Annotated in this window: 28 protein-coding genes and 2 tRNA genes; 16 read left to right on the forward strand and 14 right to left on the reverse strand. The window is 65.7% G+C overall.

Annotation, left to right across the window (positions count from 1 at the left end):
* Positions 1-16 precede the first annotated feature (16 nt).
* On the reverse strand, positions 17-1,780 hold the full coding sequence (locus tag FHS75_RS13290) for a fatty acyl-AMP ligase (RefSeq protein ID WP_179408189.1): 1,764 nt from the start codon (positions 1,778-1,780) through the stop codon (positions 17-19).
* A 139-nt stretch (positions 1,781-1,919) separates the two neighbouring features.
* Between FHS75_RS13290 and FHS75_RS13295 the strand changes: the two genes are divergently transcribed.
* From FHS75_RS13295 to FHS75_RS13310, 4 genes are all read left to right on the forward strand, one after another.
* Positions 1,920-2,465, forward strand: coding sequence for a regulatory protein RecX (locus FHS75_RS13295; RefSeq protein ID WP_179408190.1), 546 nt, complete (start codon positions 1,920-1,922; stop codon positions 2,463-2,465).
* Complete coding sequence (locus FHS75_RS13300) at positions 2,465-2,965, forward strand: DUF192 domain-containing protein (protein WP_179408191.1); 501 nt, start codon at positions 2,465-2,467, stop codon at positions 2,963-2,965. The genes FHS75_RS13295 and FHS75_RS13300 overlap by 1 nt, the downstream gene beginning before the upstream one ends.
* Positions 2,966-3,039: 74 nt before the next feature.
* On the forward strand, positions 3,040-3,438 hold the full coding sequence (locus tag FHS75_RS13305; RefSeq protein ID WP_179408192.1) for an NADH:ubiquinone oxidoreductase subunit NDUFA12: 399 nt from the start codon (positions 3,040-3,042) through the stop codon (positions 3,436-3,438).
* 11 nt (positions 3,439-3,449) lie between these two features.
* On the forward strand, positions 3,450-4,001 hold the full coding sequence (locus FHS75_RS13310; protein WP_179408193.1) for a DUF2155 domain-containing protein: 552 nt from the start codon (positions 3,450-3,452) through the stop codon (positions 3,999-4,001).
* On the opposite strand, the gene aat is transcribed toward FHS75_RS13310, so the two are convergent.
* Positions 3,890-4,612 (reverse strand): leucyl/phenylalanyl-tRNA--protein transferase, encoded by a 723-nt coding sequence (gene aat / locus FHS75_RS13315; protein WP_179408423.1) that lies wholly within the window; start codon positions 4,610-4,612, stop codon positions 3,890-3,892. The two genes, FHS75_RS13310 and aat, sit on opposite strands and share 112 nt — an antisense overlap.
* A gap of 149 nt (positions 4,613-4,761) precedes the next feature.
* Here aat and FHS75_RS13320 point away from each other — a divergent pair.
* The 4 genes from FHS75_RS13320 (at position 4,762) to nusG (ending at position 7,206) form a co-directional block, all read left to right on the forward strand.
* Positions 4,762-4,837 (forward strand) — tRNA-Trp (locus FHS75_RS13320).
* Between the two features lie 25 nt (positions 4,838-4,862).
* Positions 4,863-6,326 (forward strand): hypothetical protein, encoded by a 1,464-nt coding sequence (locus tag FHS75_RS13325; protein WP_179408194.1) that lies wholly within the window; start codon positions 4,863-4,865, stop codon positions 6,324-6,326.
* A gap of 117 nt (positions 6,327-6,443) precedes the next feature.
* A complete protein-coding gene (gene secE / locus FHS75_RS13330) occupies positions 6,444-6,638 on the forward strand; it encodes a preprotein translocase subunit SecE (protein ID WP_179408195.1) in 195 nt (64 codons plus the stop codon).
* A gap of 31 nt (positions 6,639-6,669) precedes the next feature.
* A complete protein-coding gene (nusG, locus tag FHS75_RS13335) occupies positions 6,670-7,206 on the forward strand; it encodes a transcription termination/antitermination protein NusG (protein ID WP_179408196.1) in 537 nt (178 codons plus the stop codon).
* A 19-nt stretch (positions 7,207-7,225) separates the two neighbouring features.
* On the opposite strand, the gene FHS75_RS13340 is transcribed toward nusG, so the two are convergent.
* Positions 7,226-8,464, reverse strand: coding sequence for a cation:proton antiporter (locus FHS75_RS13340; RefSeq protein WP_179408197.1), 1,239 nt, complete (start codon positions 8,462-8,464; stop codon positions 7,226-7,228).
* A 482-nt stretch (positions 8,465-8,946) separates the two neighbouring features.
* Between FHS75_RS13340 and rplK the strand changes: the two genes are divergently transcribed.
* From rplK to FHS75_RS13355, 3 genes are all read left to right on the forward strand, one after another.
* Positions 8,947-9,378 (forward strand): 50S ribosomal protein L11, encoded by a 432-nt coding sequence (gene rplK / locus FHS75_RS13345; protein WP_179408198.1) that lies wholly within the window; start codon positions 8,947-8,949, stop codon positions 9,376-9,378.
* Between the two features lie 4 nt (positions 9,379-9,382).
* Positions 9,383-10,084 carry a 50S ribosomal protein L1 gene (gene rplA, locus FHS75_RS13350; protein ID WP_179408199.1) on the forward strand — a complete coding sequence of 234 codons (702 nt, stop codon included), beginning with the start codon at positions 9,383-9,385 and terminating at the stop codon, positions 10,082-10,084.
* Positions 10,085-10,389: 305 nt separating this feature from the next.
* The gene (locus FHS75_RS13355; RefSeq protein ID WP_179408200.1) at positions 10,390-10,569 is read left to right on the forward strand and encodes a hypothetical protein; all 180 of its coding nucleotides are present in this window, start codon (positions 10,390-10,392) and stop codon (positions 10,567-10,569) included.
* A gap of 10 nt (positions 10,570-10,579) precedes the next feature.
* Here the strand turns inward: FHS75_RS13355 and FHS75_RS13360 are convergent, their stop codons facing one another.
* Both FHS75_RS13360 and rimO read right to left on the reverse strand, forming a co-directional pair.
* Entirely contained in the window at positions 10,580-11,341 is a 762-nt protein-coding gene (locus FHS75_RS13360; RefSeq protein ID WP_179408201.1) for a competence/damage-inducible protein A, read from the reverse strand.
* A gap of 216 nt (positions 11,342-11,557) precedes the next feature.
* Positions 11,558-12,928, reverse strand: coding sequence for a 30S ribosomal protein S12 methylthiotransferase RimO (gene rimO / locus FHS75_RS13365; protein WP_179408202.1), 1,371 nt, complete (start codon positions 12,926-12,928; stop codon positions 11,558-11,560).
* Positions 12,929-13,000: 72 nt separating this feature from the next.
* Between rimO and FHS75_RS13370 the strand changes: the two genes are divergently transcribed.
* Entirely contained in the window at positions 13,001-13,399 is a 399-nt protein-coding gene (locus FHS75_RS13370; RefSeq protein ID WP_179408203.1) for a DUF1761 domain-containing protein, read from the forward strand.
* 19 nt (positions 13,400-13,418) lie between these two features.
* On the opposite strand, the gene FHS75_RS13375 is transcribed toward FHS75_RS13370, so the two are convergent.
* The 5 genes from FHS75_RS13375 to FHS75_RS13395 form a co-directional block, all read right to left on the reverse strand.
* Positions 13,419-14,492: a potassium channel family protein gene (locus tag FHS75_RS13375; protein WP_179408204.1), complete on the reverse strand. Its 1,074-nt coding sequence runs from the start codon at positions 14,490-14,492 to the stop codon at positions 13,419-13,421.
* A complete protein-coding gene (locus FHS75_RS13380) occupies positions 14,489-15,289 on the reverse strand; it encodes a M23 family metallopeptidase (RefSeq protein WP_229735612.1) in 801 nt (266 codons plus the stop codon). The genes FHS75_RS13375 and FHS75_RS13380 overlap by 4 nt, the downstream gene beginning before the upstream one ends.
* Positions 15,286-16,050 carry a 5'/3'-nucleotidase SurE gene (gene surE, locus FHS75_RS13385; protein WP_179408205.1) on the reverse strand — a complete coding sequence of 255 codons (765 nt, stop codon included), beginning with the start codon at positions 16,048-16,050 and terminating at the stop codon, positions 15,286-15,288. The genes FHS75_RS13380 and surE overlap by 4 nt, the downstream gene beginning before the upstream one ends.
* On the reverse strand, positions 16,050-17,417 hold the full coding sequence (gene serS / locus FHS75_RS13390; protein WP_179408206.1) for a serine--tRNA ligase: 1,368 nt from the start codon (positions 17,415-17,417) through the stop codon (positions 16,050-16,052). Before serS ends, surE begins: the two co-directional genes overlap by 1 nt.
* Before the next feature lie 102 nt (positions 17,418-17,519).
* Positions 17,520-17,594 (reverse strand) — tRNA-Val (locus tag FHS75_RS13395).
* An 80-nt stretch (positions 17,595-17,674) separates the two neighbouring features.
* On the opposite strand from FHS75_RS13395, the gene FHS75_RS13400 reads away from it, so the two are divergent.
* Together FHS75_RS13400 and der are read left to right on the forward strand one after the other, a co-directional pair.
* Positions 17,675-17,965, forward strand: a complete 291-nt coding sequence (locus tag FHS75_RS13400) for a DUF3297 family protein (RefSeq protein WP_179408207.1) — start codon at positions 17,675-17,677, stop codon at positions 17,963-17,965.
* Positions 17,966-18,017: 52 nt separating this feature from the next.
* The gene (gene der / locus FHS75_RS13405; RefSeq protein WP_179408208.1) at positions 18,018-19,394 is read left to right on the forward strand and encodes a ribosome biogenesis GTPase Der; all 1,377 of its coding nucleotides are present in this window, start codon (positions 18,018-18,020) and stop codon (positions 19,392-19,394) included.
* Between the two features lie 14 nt (positions 19,395-19,408).
* Here der and bfr read toward each other — a convergent pair whose 3' ends face one another.
* From bfr to FHS75_RS13425, 4 genes are all read right to left on the reverse strand, one after another.
* On the reverse strand, positions 19,409-19,897 hold the full coding sequence (gene bfr / locus FHS75_RS13410; protein ID WP_179408209.1) for a bacterioferritin: 489 nt from the start codon (positions 19,895-19,897) through the stop codon (positions 19,409-19,411).
* A gap of 61 nt (positions 19,898-19,958) precedes the next feature.
* A complete protein-coding gene (locus FHS75_RS13415; protein WP_179408210.1) occupies positions 19,959-20,153 on the reverse strand; it encodes a (2Fe-2S)-binding protein in 195 nt (64 codons plus the stop codon).
* Positions 20,154-20,207: 54 nt separating this feature from the next.
* A complete protein-coding gene (locus FHS75_RS13420; protein WP_179408211.1) occupies positions 20,208-21,434 on the reverse strand; it encodes a DUF418 domain-containing protein in 1,227 nt (408 codons plus the stop codon).
* A gap of 4 nt (positions 21,435-21,438) precedes the next feature.
* Entirely contained in the window at positions 21,439-22,554 is a 1,116-nt protein-coding gene (locus tag FHS75_RS13425; RefSeq protein WP_179408212.1) for an SPOR domain-containing protein, read from the reverse strand.
* A gap of 214 nt (positions 22,555-22,768) precedes the next feature.
* Between FHS75_RS13425 and FHS75_RS13430 the strand changes: the two genes are divergently transcribed.
* Together FHS75_RS13430 and FHS75_RS13435 are read left to right on the forward strand one after the other, a co-directional pair.
* Positions 22,769-23,491, forward strand: a complete 723-nt coding sequence (locus tag FHS75_RS13430) for a ParA family protein (protein WP_179408213.1) — start codon at positions 22,769-22,771, stop codon at positions 23,489-23,491.
* Positions 23,492-23,504: 13 nt separating this feature from the next.
* Positions 23,505-24,041: a hypothetical protein gene (locus FHS75_RS13435; protein ID WP_179408214.1), complete on the forward strand. Its 537-nt coding sequence runs from the start codon at positions 23,505-23,507 to the stop codon at positions 24,039-24,041.
* Positions 24,042-24,057 lie beyond the last annotated feature (16 nt).

A 24,057-nucleotide genomic window follows, 5' to 3' on the forward strand; every position in this document is an offset into this window, starting at 1 on the left:
AGCAGGGATCCCCGCGTCAGGCTGCGAGTTTCAGCGGCGCGATTTCGCCTTCGAGGTAGAGCTTCTTCGCCTTCGCGCGGCTGAGCTTGCCCGAGCTGGTGCGCGGCAGCGTGCGCGGCGGGACCAGTTCGACGACGCAGTTCATGCCGGTGATCGAACGGACCTTCTCGCGGATTTCCTCGTGCAGCTTGCGGCGTTCCTCGGGATCGGAGACGCGGCAGTGGACGAGCACCGCGGGCACCTCCTCGCCGTTGTCGGTCTCAACGGCGAACGCGGCGATATCGCCCTGGTGGAAGCCGGGAAGCTGCTCCACCGCCCATTCGATGTCCTGCGGCCAGTGGTTCTTGCCGTTGATGATGATCATGTCCTTCGCGCGGCCCACGATGAACAGGTAGCCGTCGGCCATATAGCCCATGTCGCCGGTGTCGAGCCAGCCGGCGACAAGGCAGTCCGCCGTCGCTTCGGGGTCGCGGTAGTAGGAGTGCATGATGCTGTCGCCCTTGCACCAGACCTTGCCGATGCGATGGTCGCCCAGCGCGTGGCCGTCCTCGCCCCGGATTTCCACGGCCATGCCGCGAACCGGCCTGCCGCAATTGACGATGGCGCGATAGCGGGCGGGCCGCGAAAGATCGCGTGGAGTACCCGACAGGCGCTCTTCCTCGACAAGTTCGACCCGTATGCCTTCGCCCGGCGGCATGATCGTGACCGCCAGCGTCGCTTCGGCAAGGCCGTAGCTGGGCAGGAAGGCGGACGCCTTGAAACCGGCGTCGGCAAAGGCGTCGACGAAGTTCTGCATCACGTCGGGCCGGATCATGTCCGCGCCGTTGCCCGCCACCCGCCAGCGCGACAGGTCGAAGCGTTCGGAAACGCTCGACTGGCTGGAAATGCGGCGCGAGCAGATGTCGTAGCCGAAGGTCGGCGAGTAGGAGAGCGTCGTGCCGGTATTGCGGCTGATCAGGTCGAGCCAGGCGAGCGGACGGCGCGCGAAATGCTCGGTCTTCAGGTAGTCTGCCGAGACCTGGTTGGCGATCGGCGAGAGCAGGCAGCCGACAAGGCCCATGTCGTGGTACCACGGCAGCCAGGAAATGCAGCGGTCGGTCTCGACGACGCGCATGCCGTGCGAATGGCCGGCAAGGTTGTCGAGAAGAGCGCGGTGCGTCACCGCGACGCCATGCGGGAATCGGGTCGATCCGCTCGAGTACTGGAGGAAGCAGATCGCCTCGGGGTCGAGCGCGGGCAGGTCCGCCTCGGGCGCGTCGGCAGCGGCGAAATCCTGCCAGGCGAGCCCCTCGCAGCCGGGCTGGCGCTCGGCGGCGGCGATCGCCATGCCGGCGATTTCCTCGGGATAGAACAGCAGCTTCGGTTCGGCGCTCGCCATCTGGACGGCGATCTGGTCGATATAGCTTTCCTTGCCGCCGAAGCTGGTCGGCAGCGGCAGCGGCACCGGCCAGGCGCCCGCGTAGATCGCGCCGCAGAACAGCGCGGCGAATTCGGGTCCGGTCTCGGCGATCATCGCCACCCGGTCGCCCGGCGCAATTCCGCGCGCGATCAGGCGGCGGGCGCTGGCCAGCGCATCCTCGCGCAGCTCGGCGTATGTGTAGGCGCGCACGAGGTTGCCGCGGGCGTCGTGGAAATTGAGGCCGCGCCTGCCGGTGGCGGCATAGTCCAGCGCATCGGCAAATGTGGCAAAGTCAGCCAGTCGCCGGGGCAAATCGTCCGCATTGGGCGTGGGAGCGATCTGTGTACTGGCCGTCGGCACCAGCTCGGTGGTGTCGTTCATCTGTACTAACCCGTTGTTGTTAAAGTGTTTATCAGCGCGCCGAGGGGCGGTACCGGAATTGTTCGTCAGGTACATCCAACCCTCCCCCGGATTGCGCGGCCTTTCCCAATCGGGGGCGAGTGTGGCACGAATAGGGCAGATGTCCCGCCGCCGCACCCCTTCTCCACCGCTCGATGCCGCAAAGCTGGAGGAACTGGCGCTCGCCTATGTCGCGCGGTTTTCCACCACCCGCGCCAGGCTGGAGGGGTACCTCGCGCGCAAATTGCGCGAGCGCGGGTGGGCGGAGGAGGGGGCTGCCCCGGTTGCCGCGATTGCCGAACGCTTCGTCGAACTCGGCTACCTCGACGACGCTGCCTATGCCCGCGCCAGGGCGGGCAGCCTGCTGCGGCGCGGGTACGGCGCACGGCGCGTCGGGCAGGCGCTCGCGGTCGCCGGCGTGGCAGAGCAGGTGCGCGCCGAAATGGTCCCGGAAGAGGATGCCGCGCGCCAGGCGGCGCTGGTCATGGCGCGCAAGCGGCGCTTCGGACCGTTCGGGACCGAGCCGCCCGACCGCGCACGTCGCGAAAAGCAGATCGCGGCGATGCTGCGCGCCGGCCACCCCCTCGACATCGTGCGCGAATTGGTCGATGCGCCCAGCGCCGGCGCGGCGGAGGAATGGGCCGCGCAATCGTTCGGAGACCGTTGATGCGCATGGAGATACTGCCGCTTTTTGCCGCTGCCGCGCTCGCCGCCTGCTCACAGGGGACGGCCAGCGAAGGCGCTGTCGCACCATCGGCAGGCGTCGCGGAAGCGGGGCGCACGCATCCGGTGTCGGGGCTCGAGGTCATTCCACTCACCGTCCGGACCGCCGGCGGCAAGCTGCATCGATTCGACGTCGAGGTCGCCCGATCGGACTTCGAACAGGCGAAGGGCCTGATGTTCCGGACCGAGCTGGCACCCGGCGAAGGCATGCTCTTTCCCTACGATCCTCCCGAAGTCGCGAGCTTCTGGATGAAGAACACGGTCATCCCGCTCGACATCATCTTCATCGATCCGAAGGGGCGGATCATAAACATCGCGGCACAGACGGTACCCTACAGCACCGATTCCGTGGTCGCCGAAGGCAAAGCCGGCGCGGTGCTTGAGCTTGCGGGCGGGCGCGCGGCGGAACTTGGCATTGCCCCCGGCGACAAGGTTTCCTGGTAGGACGCCGCCTCCGCGCTTCCCGGGCGCCTTTCTACCCGCTTGCGCTGCGCCGTCGTCTGGGGCAAACGCGCCGCATGGGAATCTTCGGCAAGATATTCACCTGGTGGGATGGCGCGACCATCGGCACGATGCTGTGGAGCTCGCGCAATGGCGAGCACGTCGGCACCGATGCGCAGGGCAACAAGTATTATCGCTCGAAGAAGAAGACCGGCGACGGTCGCGAGCGGCGCTGGGTGATCTACGAAGGGTCGAACGATGCCAGCCGTGTCCCGTCCGAATGGCACGGGTGGCTGCACAATTCCTATGACGAGGTTCCGGAAAGCCATCTGGCGCCGCCGCGCATCTGGGAAACCGACTACACTCCTAACGCGACCGGGACGGCGATGGCCTATCGTCCGCAGGGTGCGCTCGAACGGGGCGGCCAGCGCGCCCGTGCGACGGGCGACTACGAAGCCTGGTCCCCGGACGCCTGAGGGCCGGTCCGATGAAACGGGCCGTAGCCTTCGTCCTTCCTTTCGCGCTTGCCGCCTGCGGTGGCGGTCCGCCCGAAACGCCCGACGATCAGGCGACCGAAGTCCCCGAGACGGTCGTCGCGCAGAAGGCACCGACGCCTGCGGTCGAGAGTGAATACGGCACCCCCGTCGAGGAGCGCGTGGCCACGCTCGGCCTGCTCAACAAGCGCAACAACCTGACCCAGGACATCGAGATCAAGGTCGGCGAAACGCGCCGTCTCGGTAACGTCGTGGTCAAGCTCGCCAATTGCGAACGCACGCTTCCGTGGGAGCGGCCCGAGGAAGAGGGCGCCTTCGTCCAGGTCTTCGTCCAGGAACTGACCGGCAACGGACGCGAACAGGCCTGGCGAAAGGTCTTTTCGGGCTGGCTGTTCAAGAACTCGCCGTCGCTCAATGTCGTCGAGCACCCGATCTACGATGTCTGGGTCAAGAATTGCGCGATGAACTTCCCCGGCGAGGAGGACGGATCGGCCAGTGCCCCGTCGACGAGCGAGGCGAACCCGACCGGCAGCGACGAGGGATAGTCCTCCTCCGCCAGCATCGATAGCGGCATCTGCGCGTCCTTGAGCAGATCGAGGTAGCGCTTCTGCGCGATCTCGACCGCGCCCAGCGACATCAGGTGCGGGGTGATGAACTGGCAATCGAGGAGCGTGACGTTCGCTTCGCGCAGCGCCGCCACCAGCCAGGCAAGGGCGACTTTCGACGAATCGCGCGCGCGCGAAAACATGCTCTCGCCGCAGAACACCCGGTCGAACCCGACGCCGTAGAGGCCGCCCGCCAGAACACGCTCGCCGTCGTCGTCGACGAGCCAGCATTCGATCGAGTGCGCGTGGCCCAGCCGGTGCAGGTTCTCGTAACTCGCCGCGATGCGGTGGCTGATCCAGCTTTCGCCGTCCTCGCTGGCGCGCGGGGCGGCGCAGGCTTCCATCACGTCGGAGAACGCCTCGTTGCAGGTGACGAGGAAACGGTCCTGCCGCACGACCTTGCGCAAGGAGCGCGACAAGTGAAATTCGGCAGGCGGCAGGATTGCCCTGAGGCGCGGCTCCACCCAGAAAATCTCCGGATCGTCGCGATGATCGGCCATCGGAAAGATGCCGCTGCGGTAGGCCAGAAGCAGCAGCTCTGGGTCGACGATCGGGGGCGGGGTGGAACCGTGCACGACAGGCAGCTTACCAAAACCGTCGCAAAGCGCACGCGCAAGCTGCACCGGACGTGCCGGCGGGGGCACTTTGCGCTCGCGCCTTGCCAAGCGAAGCGCCACGGTCTAGAGGCTCCGGCGCCTGCAGGAGTGTAGCTCAGTTGGTAGAGCATCGGTCTCCAAAACCGAGGGCCGCGGGTTCGAATCCTGCCACTCCTGCCAGCATTTTCCCGAAAGGCGCGATGCGATGAACCCTCCCCGCCAGTCACGCAGCGGCGGCGGGATCGAACGGCCCGTGCTGGCCTGGGCGCTGCTGCTCGCCGCGCTGTCGTGCCTGCCGTTCCTGGTGACGGCCTATCCGCAGCTTACCGACTATCCCTCGCACCTGGCGCGCTACCACGTGATGCTGAACCGCGCCGAGAACCCGTTTCTCGAGCGGTATTACGACTTCGAATGGATCGTCACCGGCAACCTTGGCGCCGATATCCTGATGGTGCCGCTCGGCACGGTGTTCGGCGTAGAGGTCGCGGGCTGGCTGATCGGCGCGCTGATCGCACCGCTGACCGCGCTCGGTATCATCTCTGTCGAATGGGTGCTGCGCAAGCGGATCGGCGTCGGCTCGCTGCTTGCATTCGTCACTATCTGGTCGCCGGCGATGGCGATGGGCTTCTACAACTTCTGCCTCTCGGTCGCGCTGGCGCTGCTCGCCTTCGCGCTGTGGGTCAGGCTCGAGGGCGTGAGCTGGCGCTGGGCGGTGTTCCTGCCCATCGGGCTCGCGGTATGGCTGTGCCACGCCTCCGGCTGGGGCGTGCTGGGCATCCTGGTGTTCGGGTACGAGTGGCACCGGCGCAAGGGCCTCGCGGCATTCATCGCGCCCTGGCCGCTGTTCCTGCCGTTCGTGCCGCTGCTGCTCACCGGCGGGGCGGAGCATGCGCTCAATTACGGACGCAGCGCGGTCGCCTACAAGATCGCGATCTGGTTCAAGGGCCTGCGCGGCGAATCGCAGGATCTCGACATCGCCACGGTGACGGTGCTGCTGCTCGCGATCCTCGCCGCGCTCTTTTCGAGGCGCATCGACGGGCGGCTCGGCTGGGCGGCGTTGGTGCTGTTCGTGCTGACCCTCGCGATGCCGCGGCACCTGGGCGGAGGCGACTACGCCGACTGGCGGCTGATCTCGGTGGCGCTGATGATCGGGTGCCTGGCGATAGACTGGCAGGTTCCGCGCTGGCTTCTGTTCGTCGTCCCCGCGCTGTTCCTCGTGCGGCTCGGCCTCACCGCGGCGGCGTGGGTCGAACAGTCGCGCCAGCTCGAGGCGGACCTTGCGGCGATCGGGTACATTCCCGAAGGCGCGCGCGTGGCGGGCGCGGTGCTGACCGACTCGCAGCGGTGGAGCACCAATCCCTTCGAGCACGCGCCGAGCTATGCCACGGTCTACCGCGACGCGCTGGTAAACTCGCACTTCGCGATCACCGGCATCCACATGCTCAGCCTGGACGAGCCCGATCCGGATTTCGTCGATCCCTCGCAAAGGCTTATCCGCGCACCTTCGCAGAAGATCGAGCTTGCGGCATTCGAGCCTGCCGCTTCGGCGGATTACCTCTGGTACTTCGGCGATCGCGAGCCGGACAGCCTGCCAGCGGGCGCGGAGGTGATTTTCCGCTCCGACCACTCGCTGCTGGCACGTCTTGCAAATTCCGGAACGGCTCGCTAAGTCCCGGCCACCTTCCGCTATAGGTAGAAGACTTCGCCCCTCCCGGACCCGTCCGGGGCGGCGATGGCCCCTACCCGGAAGTCCGAAAGAATACTGTCAGGGCGAAAGAGACTGCGCATGGCCAAGACCAATCCCGGCGAATTCCTCCGCCAGGTGCGTGCCGAAGGATCGAAGATTCACTGGCCGTCGCGTCAGGAGACGATCACGACCGCCATCTTCGTGGCGATCATGATGTTCATCCTCGCCATGTTCTTCCTCGGGGTGGACACCGTTTTCGGCGCGGTCGTGCGCTGGGCGCTGTCGCTCCTGTAATCCCCGACCGACTGGACTGAAAGAGACGCAAATGGCCCGCTGGTACATCATCCACGCCTATTCCGGCTTCGAGAACAAGGTACGCGACGCGATCCTGGCTGAAGCCGAGCGCGTCGGCCTGTCGCAGCTCGTCGAAGAGGTCGAGGTGCCGTCCGAGACCGTCACCGAGATCAAGCGCGGCAAGAAGGTCCAGACCGAGCGCAAGACCATGCCCGGCTACGTGCTGGCCAAGCTTTCTATGAACGACGATGTCTACCACCTCGTAAAGAACACGCCGAAGGTCACCGGCTTCCTGGGCAACAACAACAAGCCGCAGCCGATCAGCGAGGCGGAGGCCGCGCGCTACTTCGGCGCCGCCGAGGAAGCCGCATCGCAGCCGCGCCGCGAGATCAACATCGATTACGAGATCGGCGATTCGGTCAAGGTACTGGACGGTCCGTTCGCAAGCTTCAACGGGATCGTCGAGGAACTCGATTTCGACAAGAACCGGGTCAAGGTCTCGGTCTCGATCTTCGGCCGCGCGACGCCGGTCGAACTCGATTTCGAGCAGGTCGAACTCAGCAAATAACCGGGTTGCCGCGGGCGGCTCATTCCGCCTTCGCTTCCGTTACCCGCTCCACCGCAATGCCGGCGGTCAGGCCGTGGACCGTCGCCGACACCACGATTGTGAAGGCGACCGTGGCCCACAGCGCGCCTTCGTCGATCAGTTCGACGTGATGCCCGGCGTAGGCGAGGTAGTAGATCGAGCCGATTCCCCGAATACCGTAGAAGGAGATCACTGCGCGCTCGCGGCGTCCGAGCCCGGCGCGGGCGAGCGAGAACCAGGCGATCACCGGCCTGATCGCGAAGACGAGGGCAAGCCCGATGATCGCGTGCGACCAGTCGAGGTAGGGCAGCAGGTTCGGGATCGCGGCTCCCAGCGCGACGAGCAGGATTGCCGTCAGGGTGTGCTCCAGCGCCTCGGAAAAGCTGTGCAGCCGCTCGTGGAAGCGGTCCTGCGATTCCTCGCGGCGCAGCACCAGCCCGGCGACGAATGCCGCGATGAAGCCGTACCCCTCCAGCAGCTCGGTCGCGCCGTAGGCGAAGATGACGCCTGCAAAGGCGATGACGCCCGATTGGGTCTTGGATAGCGCATTGTGGCGCGGCCAGTCGAACAGGATCTGCCCGAGCAACCAGCCCGACACCGCACCCGCGATGCCGCCCATGACGATCCGGTAGAGCACGTCGCGAAGCGCCCATTCGACGAAGAGGTCGGTGGTCAGCACGCTCGCCGCGGCAACGAGCACGCCGAGGTGCACGAACGGGAAGGCGAGGCCGTCGTTGAGGCCCGCTTCGGTGGTCAGCGCATAGCGCACGGGGTGCTCGCCGCCTTCGAGCGGCGGCCCGACCTGCACGTCGCCCGCCAGCACCGGATCGGTAGGCGAAAGGATCGCGCCGAGCAGCAGGCTGCCCGCCAGCGTCATTCCCGCCGCCAGCCAGCCGAACAGCGCCAGCGCTACGATGGTGAGCGGCATGCCGATGAGCAGCAGCCGCAGTGTCGGCTTCCACAGCCCGTGCCCGAACAGCTTGTCGATCCTGAGCCCTGTCCCGAACAGGCCGATGATCACCGCCAGTTCCGCCGTGACTTCCCAGATCCTTGGCGAGGATACCGGGTCGATGGCTTCGGGCATGCCCGGTATCCAGGCAAACGCGACGAAGCCCGTCAGGATCAGGAGCGGCGCCGCCGCGGGTTCGCGGCCCGAAAAGAACCGCGGCCACCAGTAGGACGCGATGATGACCGCTCCCAGCGCGGCCAGCACGACGTGATACGGGTCGAATTCGAACAAGAAGGGCTCCCGCTGTGAATGGCGTAAACGCGCGGGCGGGGCGGTTGTGCCATCTCGCGCTTGGTCTGCGGGTCGTCCCGATGTTCCTGTTCTACGTTTGCCGGAGCGGCCGCGTTCTCGCCAGCTGACGAACCTCTTCGCGATGCCGGCTTTCCTACCCGATCCGGGCGTGGGATAAGCAGGGGCTTGCGACGCGACTTTTTCTTCACGACGATGTGTCAACTTTACAATTCTCGGTCAAGTATCTGATTTATAATGATAAAAGGCGACTCATCCCGGTTGACACGGTGTCGCCTTCGTCAACTTCTGTCCGGCCGCCCGAACGCTTGATTTGCGCCCCGTTTGCGGGTATGCGCGCGCCTTCCCCTGCGACAGCACCGGGAATTCCGCGCGGGAGGCACGCCTCGGCATGCCGCTTGTACCGCTAGACATGAGCCCGCGCTGCCTCGGCATGCGGGCGACAGTGAGAAAGGAGGCCATTCATGGCCAAGAAGATCGAGGGCTATATCAAGCTCCAGGTGCCTGCCGGCGCCGCCAATCCCTCGCCGCCGATCGGTCCCGCCCTGGGCCAGCGCGGCGTGAACATCATGGAATTCTGCAAGGCGTTCAACGCCGCCACGCAGGAGATGGAAAAGGGCATGCCGATCCCGACGATCATCACGGTCTTCGCCGATCGCAGCTTCACCTTCGTCACCAAGACCCCGCCCGCCAGCTTCCTCATCAAGAAGGCGGCGAAGCTCAAGTCCGGCTCGAAGGAGCCCGGCAAGGTTTCTGCCGGAACCATCAAGCGCTCGGCCCTTTCCGAGATCGCCGAGATGAAGATGAAGGACCTCAACGCGAACGACGTGGAGGCCGCGACCAAGATTATCGAGGGCTCCGCGCGCTCGATGGGCCTCGACGTGGTGGAGGGCTGATCCGATGACCAAGCAGACCAAGAAGCAGAAGCTCCTCGCCGAGAAGCTGGGCGACAACCAGCAGCACTACGGCTTCGACGAAGCGCTCGCCATGCTGCGCGAACTGGGCTCTAAGAAGTTCGACGAGACGGTCGAGGTCGCGATGAACCTCGGCGTCGATCCGCGCCACGCCGACCAGATGGTCCGCGGCATGATCACCCTGCCTTCGGGCACGGGCAAGGACGTCAAGGTCGCGGTCTTCGCGCGCGGCGACAAGGCCGAGGAAGCCAAGGCCGCCGGTGCCGACGTGGTCGGTGCCGAAGACCTGATGGAAGACATGCAGAACGGCAACCTCGACTATGGCCGCGTGATCGCGACGCCCGACATGATGGGCGTGGTCGGCCGGCTCGGCAAGGTGCTCGGTCCCAAGGGCCTGATGCCGAACCCGAAGCTGGGCACCGTGACGCCGAACGTGACCGAAGCGGTCAAGGCGGCCAAGGGCGGCCAGGTCGAATTCCGCGTCGAGAAGGCCGGTATCGTCCATTCGGGTATCGGCAAGCTCTCGTTCTCGGACGAGGCGCTGAAGGAAAACTTCAAGGCCTTCACCGACGCCATCGTCAAGGCCAAGCCGTCGGGCGCGAAGGGCAAGTACGTCCGCAAGATCGCGCTCACCTCGACCATGGGGCCGGGGCTCAAGATCGATACCGCGGACGTCGAAGGCGCCTGATCGCCGCGAAAAGACTGTCCTACATGGCGCAAGCCGTGCAAGGGGCCGGGGGAGAAATCCTCCGGCCCTTTTCGTGTGTGGTGCAGGGTGCCCGGTGACGACGACACTAATCGCCGTCAGGCGAAAACAACAGATCGAGGCAAAAGCCAGTCATTCTGCCGCTGCGGATCGAAATCGTGGCGGAGGCATTTCCGGGAAGATGGTTACTTTTAACTTATGCACTTTTTCTTAGGTAATTAACCCTAGTGAACGCTGCGGCTCGTCCAATCGCGAGGAGCCGGGGTGTATTCAACGGGGGACGCAACATGTCGAAGACGACGCAGGGAATTTTTCTGGTCGCGGTACTTTTGCTGGTACTGGCGGCCATGTTCGAAACGCCGCTGGCTGCCGGTGGCGGCGCGGTGCTGATGATGGTCGGGCTGATCTACGCCTATGTCGTGGCGAAGCGCGAAGCCGAGCGTGCGGGCGAGGATTCCGCCGCCTGACCGGACGCACTCAGATCCCGCCGGGGTAGGCGGGATTGCCTTGCGCTTCGAGCGACTTGGACAGTTGCCGGGTGCAGGCGGCCAGTGCGTCGGCCTCGGTCGAGCGGACGACGAAGTTCGCTCCGACCTTGCCCTCGCGGAAAAACGGGTAGCTGCCGATCTGGCAGTCGGGGTGCGCCTTCTCCGCCTCGCGCAGGAGGTCGGCGACTTCGCTCTCGGCGACCCAACTGCCCACCGTCTCGGACAGGAGGCGCGCGCCGCCTTCCAGTTCGCCGGTCAGCGCATCGAGCATGCCTGCGGTGATCGCGGGTACGCCCGCCATGATGAAGACGTTGGCGATCCGCATGCCCGGCGCGCCGGAATAACGGTTGGGGATGAGCTCGGCACCCTCGGGCGTGCGCGCCATGCGGAGCCGCGCCTCCGAAACGCCGCCCTTTTCCTCGTAGTACCGCTCGAGGATGGCGCGGGCGTCGGGATGGACGATAACCTCGAGGCCCAGTGCACGGGAAATCGCGTCGACGGTGATGTCGTCGTGAGTCGGGCCGATCCCGCCGGTGGTGAACAGGTAGTCGTGCTTCTCGCGAAGCGCGTTCACCGCATCGGCGATCGCATCCATGTCGTCGCCGATGACGCGCACTTCCTGCAGGCGGATGCCCTGCACCTGCAGCCAGGCGGCAATCTGGGCGATATTCTTGTCGTGTGTTCGGCCCGAGAGGATTTCGTCGCCGATGACGACGAGGGCCGCAGTGAATATCCGGGACGATTCGACCATGCGCAGCGCTTAGGACAAATGGTGCCGTTCCGCCACCGCAACGCACCGGCGGACCGCGGACAAAAAAAAGGGCCGATCCGAAGACCGGCCCGTTTGAAGTTTGGGAGAGGATGCCTGTAAGGCCTGATTGTTATGCGTCCGACCGGATCGTGCTGCAAGTGCGAAAAAGATTATCGCGGATGCAAAAAATGCAACGTACGTGCGCAAGTCGCAGAATTACAGGGGTTTTACGTATCCGAAGAGGTCGTGCGCGTCGCTGTCCTCGATGACGGCCTCGACGATATCGCCGACTTTGATCGATCCCGGAATGTTGCGGAGCAGCACGACGCCGTCGATTTCCGGGGCATCGGCGTGCGAGCGGGCGGTCGCGCCGACGTCGCCATCCTCGTCGGGTTCGCCGATTTCGTCGACAATGACGGGGAGTGTGCGCCCGACCCTGGCGCGCAGCTTTCGCTCGCTGATGGCGCCGGTCCTTTCCATGAGCCGCGCGTAGCGGTCCTCGACCACTTCGTCCGGAACCGCGCCGGGCAGGTCGTTGGCCGCAGCGCCCGCGACCGGCTCGAAACGGAAGCCACCGACGCGGTCGAGCTGCGCCTCCTCGAGCCAGTCGAGCAGGTAGCGGAAATCGTCTTCGGTCTCTCCGGGGAAACCGACCACGAAGCTGGACCGGATCGCGATGTCGGGACAGATCGCCCGCCATTCGCGCAGCCGCTCGAGCACCCTGGCTTCGTTCGCAGGGCGCTTCATCGCCTTCAGGACGCCCGGACTGGCGTGCTGGAACGGAATGTCGAGGTAGGGCGTGACCAGACCCTCGGCCATCAGGGGAATGACCTGATCGACGTGTGGATAGGGATAGACATAATGCAGCCGAACCCAAGGCGACGTGCCGTCCGCCGTGCGAAGTCCGCCGAGTTCGCGCGCGAGGTCGGTCATGTGCGCGCGCACTTCGCGGCCACGCCACTGGCGCGCTTCGTGCCGGATATCGACCCCGTAGGCCGAGGTGTCCTGGCTGATGACGAGCAATTCCTTCGTGCCGGCCGCGACAAGCTTCTCCGCCTCGCGCAGCACAGCGTCGATGCGGCGGCTGGCCAGTTTTCCGCGCAGTTGCGGAATGATGCAGAAGGCGCACGAATGATTGCAGCCCTCGGAAATCTTGAGATAGCCGTAGTGGCGGGGGGTCAGCTTGATGTCGGGCTGGGGCACGAGATCGACGTACGGTCCCTGCGACGGGGGAGCGGCCTCGTGCACCGCTTCGACGACATCCTCGTACTGGTGCGCTCCGGTGATGGCGAGGACGTCGGGAAACTTCGCGCGGATGGCGTCCGCCTCGTTGCCCATGCAGCCGGTGACGATGACGCGCCCGTTCTCGGCGATCGCTTCGCCGATGGCGGAAAGGCTTTCCTCTTTGGCCGAATCGAGGAATCCGCATGTATTGACGAGCACGACGTCGGCCCCCGCGTAGTCCGGGCTCATCGCGTAGCCGTCGGCGCGCAGGCGGGTGAGGATGCGCTCGGAATCGACGAGCGCCTTCGGACAGCCGAGGCTGACCATGCCCACGCGGCGCTGGTCGGGAATAATCGTAGCCATGGCGCGCGCCCCTAACTACGCTTTGCGGCGAAGTCACGCGCAAAGGCGCGGGGGCAGGTGAGGGCTATGGCCATGGGCGACATCGATCTTCTTGCGGTTTTCCTGGGCGCGGTCGCGTTCTTCGTCATCGGCGCGATCTGGTACGGCCCGCTCTTCGGCAAGGCCTGGCAGCGCGAAGTGGGGCTGAGCGATGCGCAAATCAAGGAGGGCAACGTTGCCGTGGTGTTCGGCCTCGCCTTCCTGTTCGAGCTGCTGATCGCGGTCATGCTCGGACACAACATCGCGCGGACCAGCCCCGCGCCGCACGTGATCATGATGATGGCGGTCGGTTTCGGCCTCGTCATCATGACGCCCGCAATAGGCATCCATTACCTGTTCCAGCGCAGGTCGGGAAAGCTGTTTGCCATAGATGCCGGCTATTTCGTAGTCGGCATGGCCGCCATGGGCGGGGTGTTCGTCGCCTTTGCCTGAGAGGCTGTGTGCAGGGCCGTCAGGCCCGGATGGTGCCGGCCTCGTCGGGAAGGTCCGAACAGGTCGGCAGGATTTCGACGATAACGTCGTTCTCCTCGAGTGACTGGGCGCGGTCTTCCCAGAAGCCCACCGCCTTGCCCTGGCGATAGATGCGCAGGCCCTTGCCGCCCGATGCCAGGTCGTCGATCGAACGACCGATTTCCTCGGGCTGGATCCTGCGCTCGACAAGCTGGACGCGGCCCGAGATCGAGGCGAGGTCGGCAAGGTAGTCCGAGATGTGCTTGCCCTCGGCGGAACCCGCCAGCAGCAGGCCGGTGAAGCGTACGGGGTTGATGACATTGTCCGCGCCTGCCTGACGGGCCAGCAATTCGTTGTCCTCGGCGCGGACGACTGCGCTGATCGGCACGGTCGGCGCAAGGTGCCGTACGGTCAGCACGATGAGGATCGAGGTATCGTCGCGCCCGGCCGACACGAGCACCGAGCGTGCGCGAGAGATGCGCACCGCGATCAGCGTCTCGTCCCGGGTCGCGTCGCCCTGGATGATGTTGCAGCCCAGCGCCTCGGCCTCGGCCAGCCTGTTCTCGTCGGGATCGAGCACGACGATGCAGTGCGGGTCGGTGCCGCGTTCGATGAGTTCGAGGACCGAGTTCGAGCCGCTGACGCCGAAGCCCAGGACCACGATATGGTCGGTCAGCCTCTCCTGGATGCGGGCCATGCGCCATTTCTCCCAGCTGCGTTTGATGATGAAGTTATAGGCGGTGCCGACGAATATGAAGAGCACCAGGATGCGGATCGGCGTCACGATGATCGCCTCGACGAGGCGGGCGCGGTCGCTCACGGGCGCGATGTCGCCGAAGCCCGTGGTCGTGATCGAGATCATCGTGAAGTATACGACGTCGAGGAAGGTGACTTCGCCGTCGTGCGCATCGATCAGTCCGCCGCGGTCCCACCAGTGGACCATGACCACCAGGAAGACGAGGCCGATCGCTGCCGACAGGCGGATCACCACGTCGGCCCAGACGGGCAGGCTCACGCGGCGGCGAAGCGGCTGGAAGCGGGGCGACTTGCGCTTGCGCGGCGGAACGCTCTTCACGGGCGGCCGGCCAGTTCGTCCATCGGATCGACCGCCGCCGCGTCCTTGCGCACTTCGAAGTGCAGTTCGTCGCCGCGGGCCTTGCCGGTGTTGCCGACCAGGCCGATCCGCTCGCCCTTTTCGACGCGTTCGCCCTTCCGCACCGTGATGCGCAGGAGAAAGCCGTATGCGGTGTGCCAGTCACCGCCATGATCGATGACGACGAGGTTGCCGAACTGGTGCTTTTCCTTGCCCGCGAAGATGACCGTGCCCGCCTCGCTCGCCCGGACCGCGGTGCCGCGGCGCGCGCGGATGTCGATTCCGTCATGATAGTTGCGCTGGCCGCGCGGGCGAAACGACCGGCGGATCGAGCCTTCGATCGGCCAGGCGAACCGCGGCTCCGGAGGCAGCACGGCCCGTGCATCCTGCGCCGGCCTGGGCGGTTCGATCAGGGTCGGGATCAGCAGGACCTGCCCGACCAGGATCGGAGCCTCCGGATCGAGGTCGTTGGCAACGACGATATCCTTCCACGGAACGCCGTAGCGGCTGGCGATGCCGAGTCCGGTCTCGCCCCGCTCCACCGTGTGGTGTTGCGTTCGCGGAATCTTCAGCGTCTCTCCGACGCGGATGACATAAGGAGGCTCGAGGCCGTTCGCTTCGGCGATGAGAACGCGCGGGACCTTCGCGCGATTGGCTATGCCGCCGAGGGTTTCGCCCGCGACGACGACGTGTTCGGTTTCCTCTTCCGGCGAAAGCGGCTCGTTCGCCGCGATCAGCAGCGGCGCCAGTGCCGGAAGCAGGATGACCGGCGGTTTCACTGCCGATAGCAATCCGTCAGGCCGGGAAGCGATTCCCGGTGCGTGAAGTCCAGCGTCAGCGGCGTCACCGACACGAAGCCGTCGGCGATTGCCTCGAGGTCGGTTTCGTGACCGGGGGTCTGCTCGATGCCGTGAAGGCCGAACCAGTAATAGTCGAAGCCGCGCGGGTCGGTGCCCTCGACGATCGAGCCGCGCGCGTAGTCGTGAAAGCCCTGCCGTACCACGCGGATGCCCTGCACCTTGTCCGGCGCGACCGGCGGGAAATTGACGTTGACGAGCGTGCGTTCGGCAAAAGGCCTCTCGATGAGCGGACGCAGCACCTTTTCGCCCCACGCTTCGGCAGCGGCGAAGGAAACCTCGTTGCCGATGCCCTCCTTCGAGTAGACCTGGCTGAGCGCGATCGACCGGATACCCGCCAGCGCACCCTCGAACGCGGCGGAAACCGTGCCCGAATAAGTGATGTCGTCGCCAAGATTCGCGCCCCGGTTCACGCCCGACAGGATCAGGTCGGGCCGCTCGGGCATGACCTTCTTGAGCGCCATCGTGACGGCGTCTGTCGGCGTGCCGGTGACCGAGAAGCGTCGCTCGGCATGGCGGCGAAGGCGAACCGGGCGGGTCAGCGTGAGCGAATGCCCGGTGCCCGACTGTTCCTCTGCCGGGGCGACGATCCAGATATCGTCCGAAAGCGTCGCCGCGATCTTCTCGAGAACGTAGATGCCCGGCGCGTTGATGCCGTCGTCGTTGGTGATGAGGATGCGCATCAGGCGGCGGGCTCCAGCTTTTCCATTCCGCCCGCGTAAGACCGCAGGGCCTCCGGAACAACCACCGAGCCGTCGGCCTGTTGCCCGTTCTCGAGGATCGCGACGAGCGTGCGCCCGACCGCCAGCCCCGATCCGTTGAGCGTGTGGACGAACTCGGTGCCCTTCTGTCCCTCGGGCCGGTACCGCGCGTTCATCCGCCGCGCCTGGTAGGCACCGCATTGCGAGATGCTCGAAATCTCGCGGAAGGCGCCCTGGCCGGGCAACCACACCTCGAGGTCGAAGGTCTTGCGCGCGGTCGCGCCCATGTCGCCCGCGCACAGCAGCATCTTGCGATAGGGCAGTTCGAGCGCCTGCAGGATCGACTCGGCGGCCGCCGTCATCCTGTCGTGCTCGGCCTCGCTTTCTCCGGGCATGCAGACCGTGACGAGCTCGACCTTGTCGAACTGGTGCTGGCGGATGAACCCGCGCGTGTCCTTGCCCGCCGCGCCCGCCTCGGAGCGGAAGCACGGGGTGAGCGCGGTCATCCGCAATGGCAAGGCTTCGGGCGACAGGATCTGCTCGCGCACCGCGTTGGTCAGCGAGACCTCGGCGGTCGGGATGAGCCAGCGGCCATCGGTGGTCCGGAAAAGGTCATCCGCGAACTTCGGCAGCTGTCCGGTGCCGAACACCGCCTCGTCGCGCACCAGCAGCGGCGGGGCGCATTCGACGTAACCATTCTCGCGCGTCTGCATGTCGAGCATGAACTGCCCGAGCGCGCGGTTGAGCCGCGCCATCTGGCCGCGCAGGAAGGTGAAGCGCGCACCCGATATCGCCGCGCCCGTCTCGAAATCGAGGCCTAGGGCGGGGCCGATGTCGGCATGCTCCTTCGGCTCGAAATCGAACTCGCGCGGCGTGCCCCAGCGCGAGACCTCGACATTCGCATCCTCGTCCGCGCCATCGGGCACTTCGGGTGCCGGCAGGTTGGGCAGCCCGGCGAGGATGTCATCGAGACTTTTCTCGGCGGAAGTTAGATACTCTTCATGAGCCGACATTTCCGCTTTGAATTGATCGACGGTGTCCTTGAGTATGGTTTGATGCGCTTCCAAGGTCATACCACCGACGAGACCATCAGGCGATGACTTCGAGAACTGCGCCTTGATCTGACCGAAATTCTTGGACTCGGCCTTGATCCGGGATTGTAGTTCCTGAGTCTTCGTCTTCGACGCACGTATAGTCTTGTCATGATCTAAAATCAGATCCGACAATGTCTTGTGATGCTCGATGGGTATCCACGATTGCAGGTTCGCAGATTCCAGCGTGACCCCACGCCGGGCAAGTGCGGCATCGAATGCTTCGGGGTCGTCTCGGATCAGGCGGATGTCGTGCATAGGGCGCGCCTATGCCCGTTCGCGCCGCGCCTTTCAACGCGCCAGTGCACGCGTTTCGCCATGAAATTGCGCTGTCTCGGGATTTCGGCGAATTTCGCGAAATGGTGGGCGCGGCAAGGATTGAACTTGCGACCCCACCCGTGTGAAGGGTGTGCTCTACCACTGAGCTACGCGCCCGCTCGCTTGAGCGAAGGCAGCGCGCTTAGGCCAAAGCGTCCCGATTGACAAGCGGGGAGTATCGCCTAAGGGCGCGTGCCATGAGCGACGACAACCAGACCGGCCCCGACGTGCCGCCCGATCACCTGGCGATCAATCCGCGCAGCAAGCATTTCGATGCCGGGAAGCTGCAGCGCGGCATCGGAATCCGCTTCAAGGGCACGGTGCGCACGAATATCGAGGAATACTGCATTTCCGAAGGCTGGGTGCGCGTCCAGGCGGGCAAGACCACCGACCGCCACGGGCAGCCGCTGACCATCAAGCTGCAGGGCCCGGTCGAGGCCTGGTACGAGGATCTCGGCGACGATCCTCCGGTCGCGCGCAAGGACTGATCCGAAACCGCGACTTGCCATTGTTCCCGGCAAGCGCCACCTCGTTCGCGCAATGTTGCCGCAAGTCATCATCATCGGCCGTCCCAATGTCGGCAAGTCGACGCTGTTCAACCGGCTTGTCGGCAAGAAGCTTGCGCTCGTCGACGACCAGCCCGGCGTCACGCGGGATCGCCGGTTCGGCGATGCGCACCTGCTGGGCCTCGATTTCCAGGCCGTCGATACCGCCGGGTGGGAGGACGACGATCCGCAATCGCTGCCGGGCCGGATGCGCGCCCAGACCGAGGCTGCGCTGACCGGCGCCGACGTCGCGCTGTTCGTGATCGACGCGCGGGCGGGGATCACGCCGCTCGACGAGGAAATCGCCCGCTGGCTGCACGGATCGCAGGTGCCGGTCATCCTGCTTGCCAACAAGGCCGAGGGCAGGGCCGGCGAAAGCGGCATCCTCGAATCCTATGCGCTCGGTCTCGGCGATCCGGTGCCGATCTCCGCGGAACACGGCGAGGGCGTCGCCGACCTGTTCGAGGCCCTGCTGCCGCATATCGAGGGGCGGGAGGCGGATAAGCCGATCGTCGATATCGACGCGGACGAGGATCGTCCCCTCGGCCCGCTCAAGCTAGCCATCGTCGGCAGGCCCAACGCCGGCAAGTCGACCCTCGTCAACCGCATGCTGGGCGAGGAGCGGCTGCTGACCGGCCCCGAAGCCGGCATCACGCGCGACTCGATCGCCATCGACTGGACCTGGCGCGACGAGAAGGCCGGCGAGGTTCGCGAGGTCCGGCTGATCGACACCGCCGGGATGCGCAAGAAGGCGCGCGTGGTCGACAAGCTGGAGCGGCTTTCGGTTGCCGATGCGCGGCGGGCGGTAGACTTCGCCGAAGTGGTCGTCCTGCTGCTCGATGCGACCAAGGGGCTGGAGCACCAGGACCTCAAGATCGCCTCGATGGTGCTCGAGGAAGGCCGGGCGCTGATGATCGCGATCAACAAGTGGGACATCGCCGAGAACCCCTCGGGCCTTTTCAACGGCATCCGGCAGGCGCTCGACGACGGGCTCGCGCAGGTTCGCGGGGTGCCGCTGCTCGCGGTGTCGGCGCGCACCGGCAAGGGTCTCGACGATATGCTGCGCGCCGGCTTCGACATTCGCGAAGCCTGGTCGAAACGCGTGCCGACGTCGGCGCTAAACCGCTGGTTCGACGATGCGCTCGCGGCAAACCCGCCGCCCGCGCCGGGAGGCAAGCGGATCAAGCTGCGCTACATCACGCAGGCCAAGACCCGCCCGCCGGGGTTCGTGCTGTTCGGAACGCGGCTCGACATGCTGCCCGAAAGCTACCGGAGATACCTCGTCAACGGCATTCGCCGCGAGCTGGGCTTCGATGCGGTGCCGATCAGGCTGACGCTCAGGAGTCCGAAGAATCCCTTCAAGCGGGACTGAACCGTCCCCGGGTCTCAGCTTTCGTGGGCTTCGACCGGGTCGCTGTTGAGCTGGATGTAGTTCTCGATCCCGACGCGCTTGATCAGGTCGAACTGCTTTTCGAGGAAATCGACGTGCTCTTCCTCGTTCTCGAGGATGCGCTCGAATATCTCGCGGCTGACGTAGTCGCGCACGTGCTCGCAGTGGGCGATGGCCTCGCGCAGGAGGGGGATCGCCTCGTGCTCGAGCTCGAGGTCGGCTTCGAGGATTTCCTTCACGTCCTCGCCGATCTTGAGCTTGCCGAGCGCCTGAAAGTTGGGGAGCCCGTCAAGGAACAGGATGCGTTCCGACAGGATGTCGGCGTGTTTCATCTCGTCGATCGATTCATGGCGCTCGAACCGTGCGAGCTTGGTGACGCCCCAGTTGTCGAGCATCCGGTAGTGCAGCCAGTACTGGTTGACGGCGGTCAGCTCGTTGAGGAGCGCCTTGTTCAGAAAGTCGATGACCTGCTTGTCGCCCTGCATTTTCGTTCTCCTGGCATTGCACTTGCCAGAGACTATGGGGTTGCAGGCTCAGGAATCCAAGTCAGTTGGGCAGGCAGGCGGGCAATTGGCGGTCGCAGCGCGCCTCTTCCAGGATGTCCTCCGCTTCTTCGAGGCACTGGCGGCACTGTGGGGGACGGCCGAGCGAGGTGTATAGCGATTCGGCATCGCCAATGTGCTGGCGCGCCGCGCTGCGCAGTTCGGATTCGGTAATCGCATTGCAGATGCAAACGTACATCGAAGCTCCTCTCGAAGCGCAATATATGGTTATGCGAATTAATCGCAATAGCGATTATCGCCTGTTTTTCAAAAACCTCCCGTCGACAAGCGACCGCCAGGCCCACTCGATCGGCCCACGGCGGTGGTACCGGAGCCAGGCGGCACTAAATGCCAGCATCGCGCCCCAGCCACATAGCACGAACGGCACGAGCGCCGCATGCCCGAACCGACCGAAAAGCCCGAGGCCCCATCCGTAGAATATCGCCGTCATCACGATGCTGGTGGCAATGTAGTTGCTGAACGCCATCCGCCCTGCCGCGATCAGCCATCGCCCCGGCGCGCCGGTTGCGATGCGCTCTGCGAAGAGCACGAGGAGCGCTGCGTAGGCGATGGCCATCAGCAGGTGCGGGAACGATAACGCATACCCGGTCAGCGTCGCCATCAGGGCGGGCGGATAGCCGAGGTCGAGCGTTCGCACCGCTGCGAGCACGGTCGGCACCCCGCCGAGAAGCAGTCCTGCTGCCGCTATCGCGACAAGCCTTCCCCGCCGACGCTCGCCGAAGAAGCCGGAAAGCTGGAGAGCGATCCCGATCAGCATGTACGGCAGGACTTCTCCCATCGATGTAAAGACCGACCGGAAGGGGTAGGACGCATCCTCGGATAGCCGGTACGCCGCCCGTTCGACGAAGCCGAGGCTAGCAGCCTCCCGGTCCTGTACGATGCCCTTGCGGCGCAGGTCGTCGACCCGCTCGTCGAGCGATGCCTGCTCGGCGGTGGCCGTACCGTCGAGGACGGCCAGTTCGGACGAAACCATTTCGATGCGCACGACTGTGCCGTACGCCTGCCACAGCGTGAAGATCGCCAGGGCGATCAGCCACAGCCTGCGCGGCATGGCGTAGAGGCAGGCAAGGGCAATGAACCCGCAGACGGCGTAGAGGAACAGGATATCGCCCCACCATAGCAGCGCAAAATGCAGGTAGCCGAACACGGCGAGCCAGGTCAGCCGCTTGACTTGCAGCCATGCCGCGTCGCGTCCCGCTTCCTCCATGCGCGTGACGAAGAGCGCCATGCTCGCGCCGAACAGGATGCTGAACAGCGCGCGCATCTTGCCTTCGAACAGCACGAGGAAGACGCCGTAGCTGATCGCGTCCGTACCGTCGAAGGAGCCGAGGAACTGCGGCGCGTACGTTGCCGCCCTTGGCCCGGCGAACCCGGCGATGTTGATCGCGAGGATTCCCAGCACGGCCACGCCCCGGATCAGGTCGAGCGATACGACCCTGTCCGGCGGACCATGTTCCAATCCGTCAGTCTTTCGTGACGAGGCAGGATATCCCGGCACGCTTCAGGCTGGCACAGGCATCGCTGGCCGCGCCTTGCGAAGCATAGCCGCTTGCCAGCAGGCGCGTGAGGTTGCCCGAGCGCTTCGTCGCCTTTTCGCGACCGGCCACCTCGCCGCGGCCCTTCACCTTGTCCCACATCCTGTCGGCATTGCCTGCCACGCCGAACGCGCCCAGCTGGATGTTCCACGGACCGGCCGGCGATGCGGCGGCGGGCTTCGGCACGGGTTTGGGCTGAGCCGGGGCGGGCTTGGGTTTCGAAGCAGGTTTGGGTGTCGCCTGGTCGAGCATGCCTGCGACTTGCGGCACACGCTCGCGCGACGCCGTCCTGGGCCGGGTGTAGTCCGCCCCCGCCGATGCGGGCGATCCGTCGCGACCCGCCTGAGCTGCCTGCGCGACTGCATCCTGCGCCGTTATTGCTGCCGAAGGGCCGCCGCCGGTCGTGCCGAGGTGCAATCCGGTGCCGGAAAGTTCGGCAGCCGCGACTTGCCTGCGCCGGTTGGCTTCGGCCTCGGCTGCCAGCTTCGTGGCCAGCGCGACGCTCTCGCGGCGCTGGTCGAGCGGCACGTGCGCGTCCATCTGGGCAAGGGCCGGCGCGGCCTGGGGCAGGCCCGATTGCTGGGCCAGGCTGACCAGGGCATAGGCACGCACCCAATCCTTTTCGACAAGGTCGCCGTTGAAGTGTGCAAGGCCGAGCAGGTAGCGGGCGCGCGGATCGCCGCGCCCCGCCGCCGCCTTCACGAAAGGCATCGCCCGCGCGCGCTCTCCCCGTTCGAACAGCAGGAGGCCGTAGTTGTCCGAGGCTTGCAGGTGCCCGCGTGCCGCTGCCTTGCCAAACAGGTCCTCCGCCTTGGCGAGATCCCGGTCCACGCCTCGTCCGAGCTTGTACGCCTGCGCCAGGTTGAACTGGGCGTCCGCGTCGCCGCGCTCGGCGGGGCCGCGCCATTGCGAGATTGCGGCCTTGTAGTCCCCGCGCGACCAGGCATCGACGCCGTCCTTCACGTCCGCGACCGCAGGAGAGGCCAGCGCCGCGCACACAACGGCCGCTGCCAGCAGGTTTATCGGTTTTGTCCAGTGCGTCATCAGTCCGCCCCCAAATCTTCGCGACCGGGCGGCAGCGTGGGCTGCCGCTGCCTAACTGGCATAGTAAACTACCTGTTAGCAAAGCCTTTATGCCCGAAATGCGGCTTGTTCGGGAACTCCCGCCGGCCGGTTTTAACCGAAAATTAGGAACGTTGCGGCATTCCCTGTCCCCGAGCGGAACTGTGTTCGGCGTAATTTTTTGGGGGGCTAGGCTTTGCGCGTTCTCGCATTGGCATCGCAGAAAGGTGGTTCGGGCAAGACGACCTTGTCGGGACATCTCGCCGTGCAGGCTCAGCGCGCCGGCGCGGGGCCGGTCGTACTGATCGACATCGATCCGCAGGGATCTCTGGCCGACTGGTGGAACGAGCGCGAGGCGGAATTGCCCGCGTTCGCGCAGACCACCGTGGCGCGGCTGGCAAACGACCTGCAGATTCTTCGCCAGCAGGGCTTCCGCCTGGCGGTGATCGATACGCCGCCTGCCATCACGATGGCGATCCAGAGCGTCATTTCGGTCGCCGAACTCATCGTCGTACCGACGCGGCCCAGCCCGCACGACCTGCGCGCCGTGGGTGCGACCGTCGATCTTTGCGAGCGCGCGGGCAAGCCGCTGATCTTCGTGGTCAATGCCGCGACGCCCAAGGCGCGCATCACTGCCGAAGCTGCCGTTGCGCTGTCGCAGCACGGCACCGTCGCACCGATCACCTTGCACCACCGCACCGATTTCGCCGCGTCGATGATCGACGGGCGCACCGTCATGGAGATCGACCCCGCTGGCAGGTCCGCGCAGGAGGTTACCTCTCTCTGGAACTACATTTCGGACCGGCTGGAGAAGAATTTCCGCCGTACGGTCTTTGCAGCGCCCAGCGCCGCACAGACAATCGCGCCCGGCGCCCATCGGCCGACCGGCGGCTTCGGTCGCCGTGTCGTAGGCTCCTGAGGCGACCGGACCGATGGGCGAAGCAAGCTCCTTTGCGTCCCTTTCGCCGGGCCTTCTGGCCCGCAAGGGTGCCGCCCGGCCGGCAATGCGCCGGCGGGTCCAGCCGCTCAACCAGTTCCACCAGTCCGCGGCCTTCGACATGGGTGAGGACCTCGGCTGGAACGACATGGGTTTCGCCGACGAGACCTACGAAAACGAACACGAAGACCCGGTCCGCGAAAGCTCCGCGGATGTCGTCAACATCGACGGCAGTGTCCAGGACGAACCGCAAGCCGAACCGCCGGAGGAAAAGCCGGTCGTGCGGCAGCAGCAGGAATCCGTGGCTGCAAGCCTTCTCAAGCATCTGCGTCCGCGGCGAAGCGCCTTTTCGCTTGGCCGCCGCGCCGCTTTCACCTTGCGCATGGACGAGGACCGGCACTTGCGGCTGCGCCTTGCGTGCACCGTGACCAACCGCAGCGCGCAGCAGCTCGTGACCGAAGCGCTCGACAGGTTCCTGCGCGAGTTGCCCGAAGTCGACGAACTCGCGGCGAAGGTCGCCAAACCGAAGTGAATTTCGAATGGGGGGT

The sequence above is a fragment of the Novosphingobium marinum genome (assembly GCF_013408095.1).
Classification (GTDB): domain Bacteria; phylum Pseudomonadota; class Alphaproteobacteria; order Sphingomonadales; family Sphingomonadaceae; genus Novosphingobium; species Novosphingobium marinum.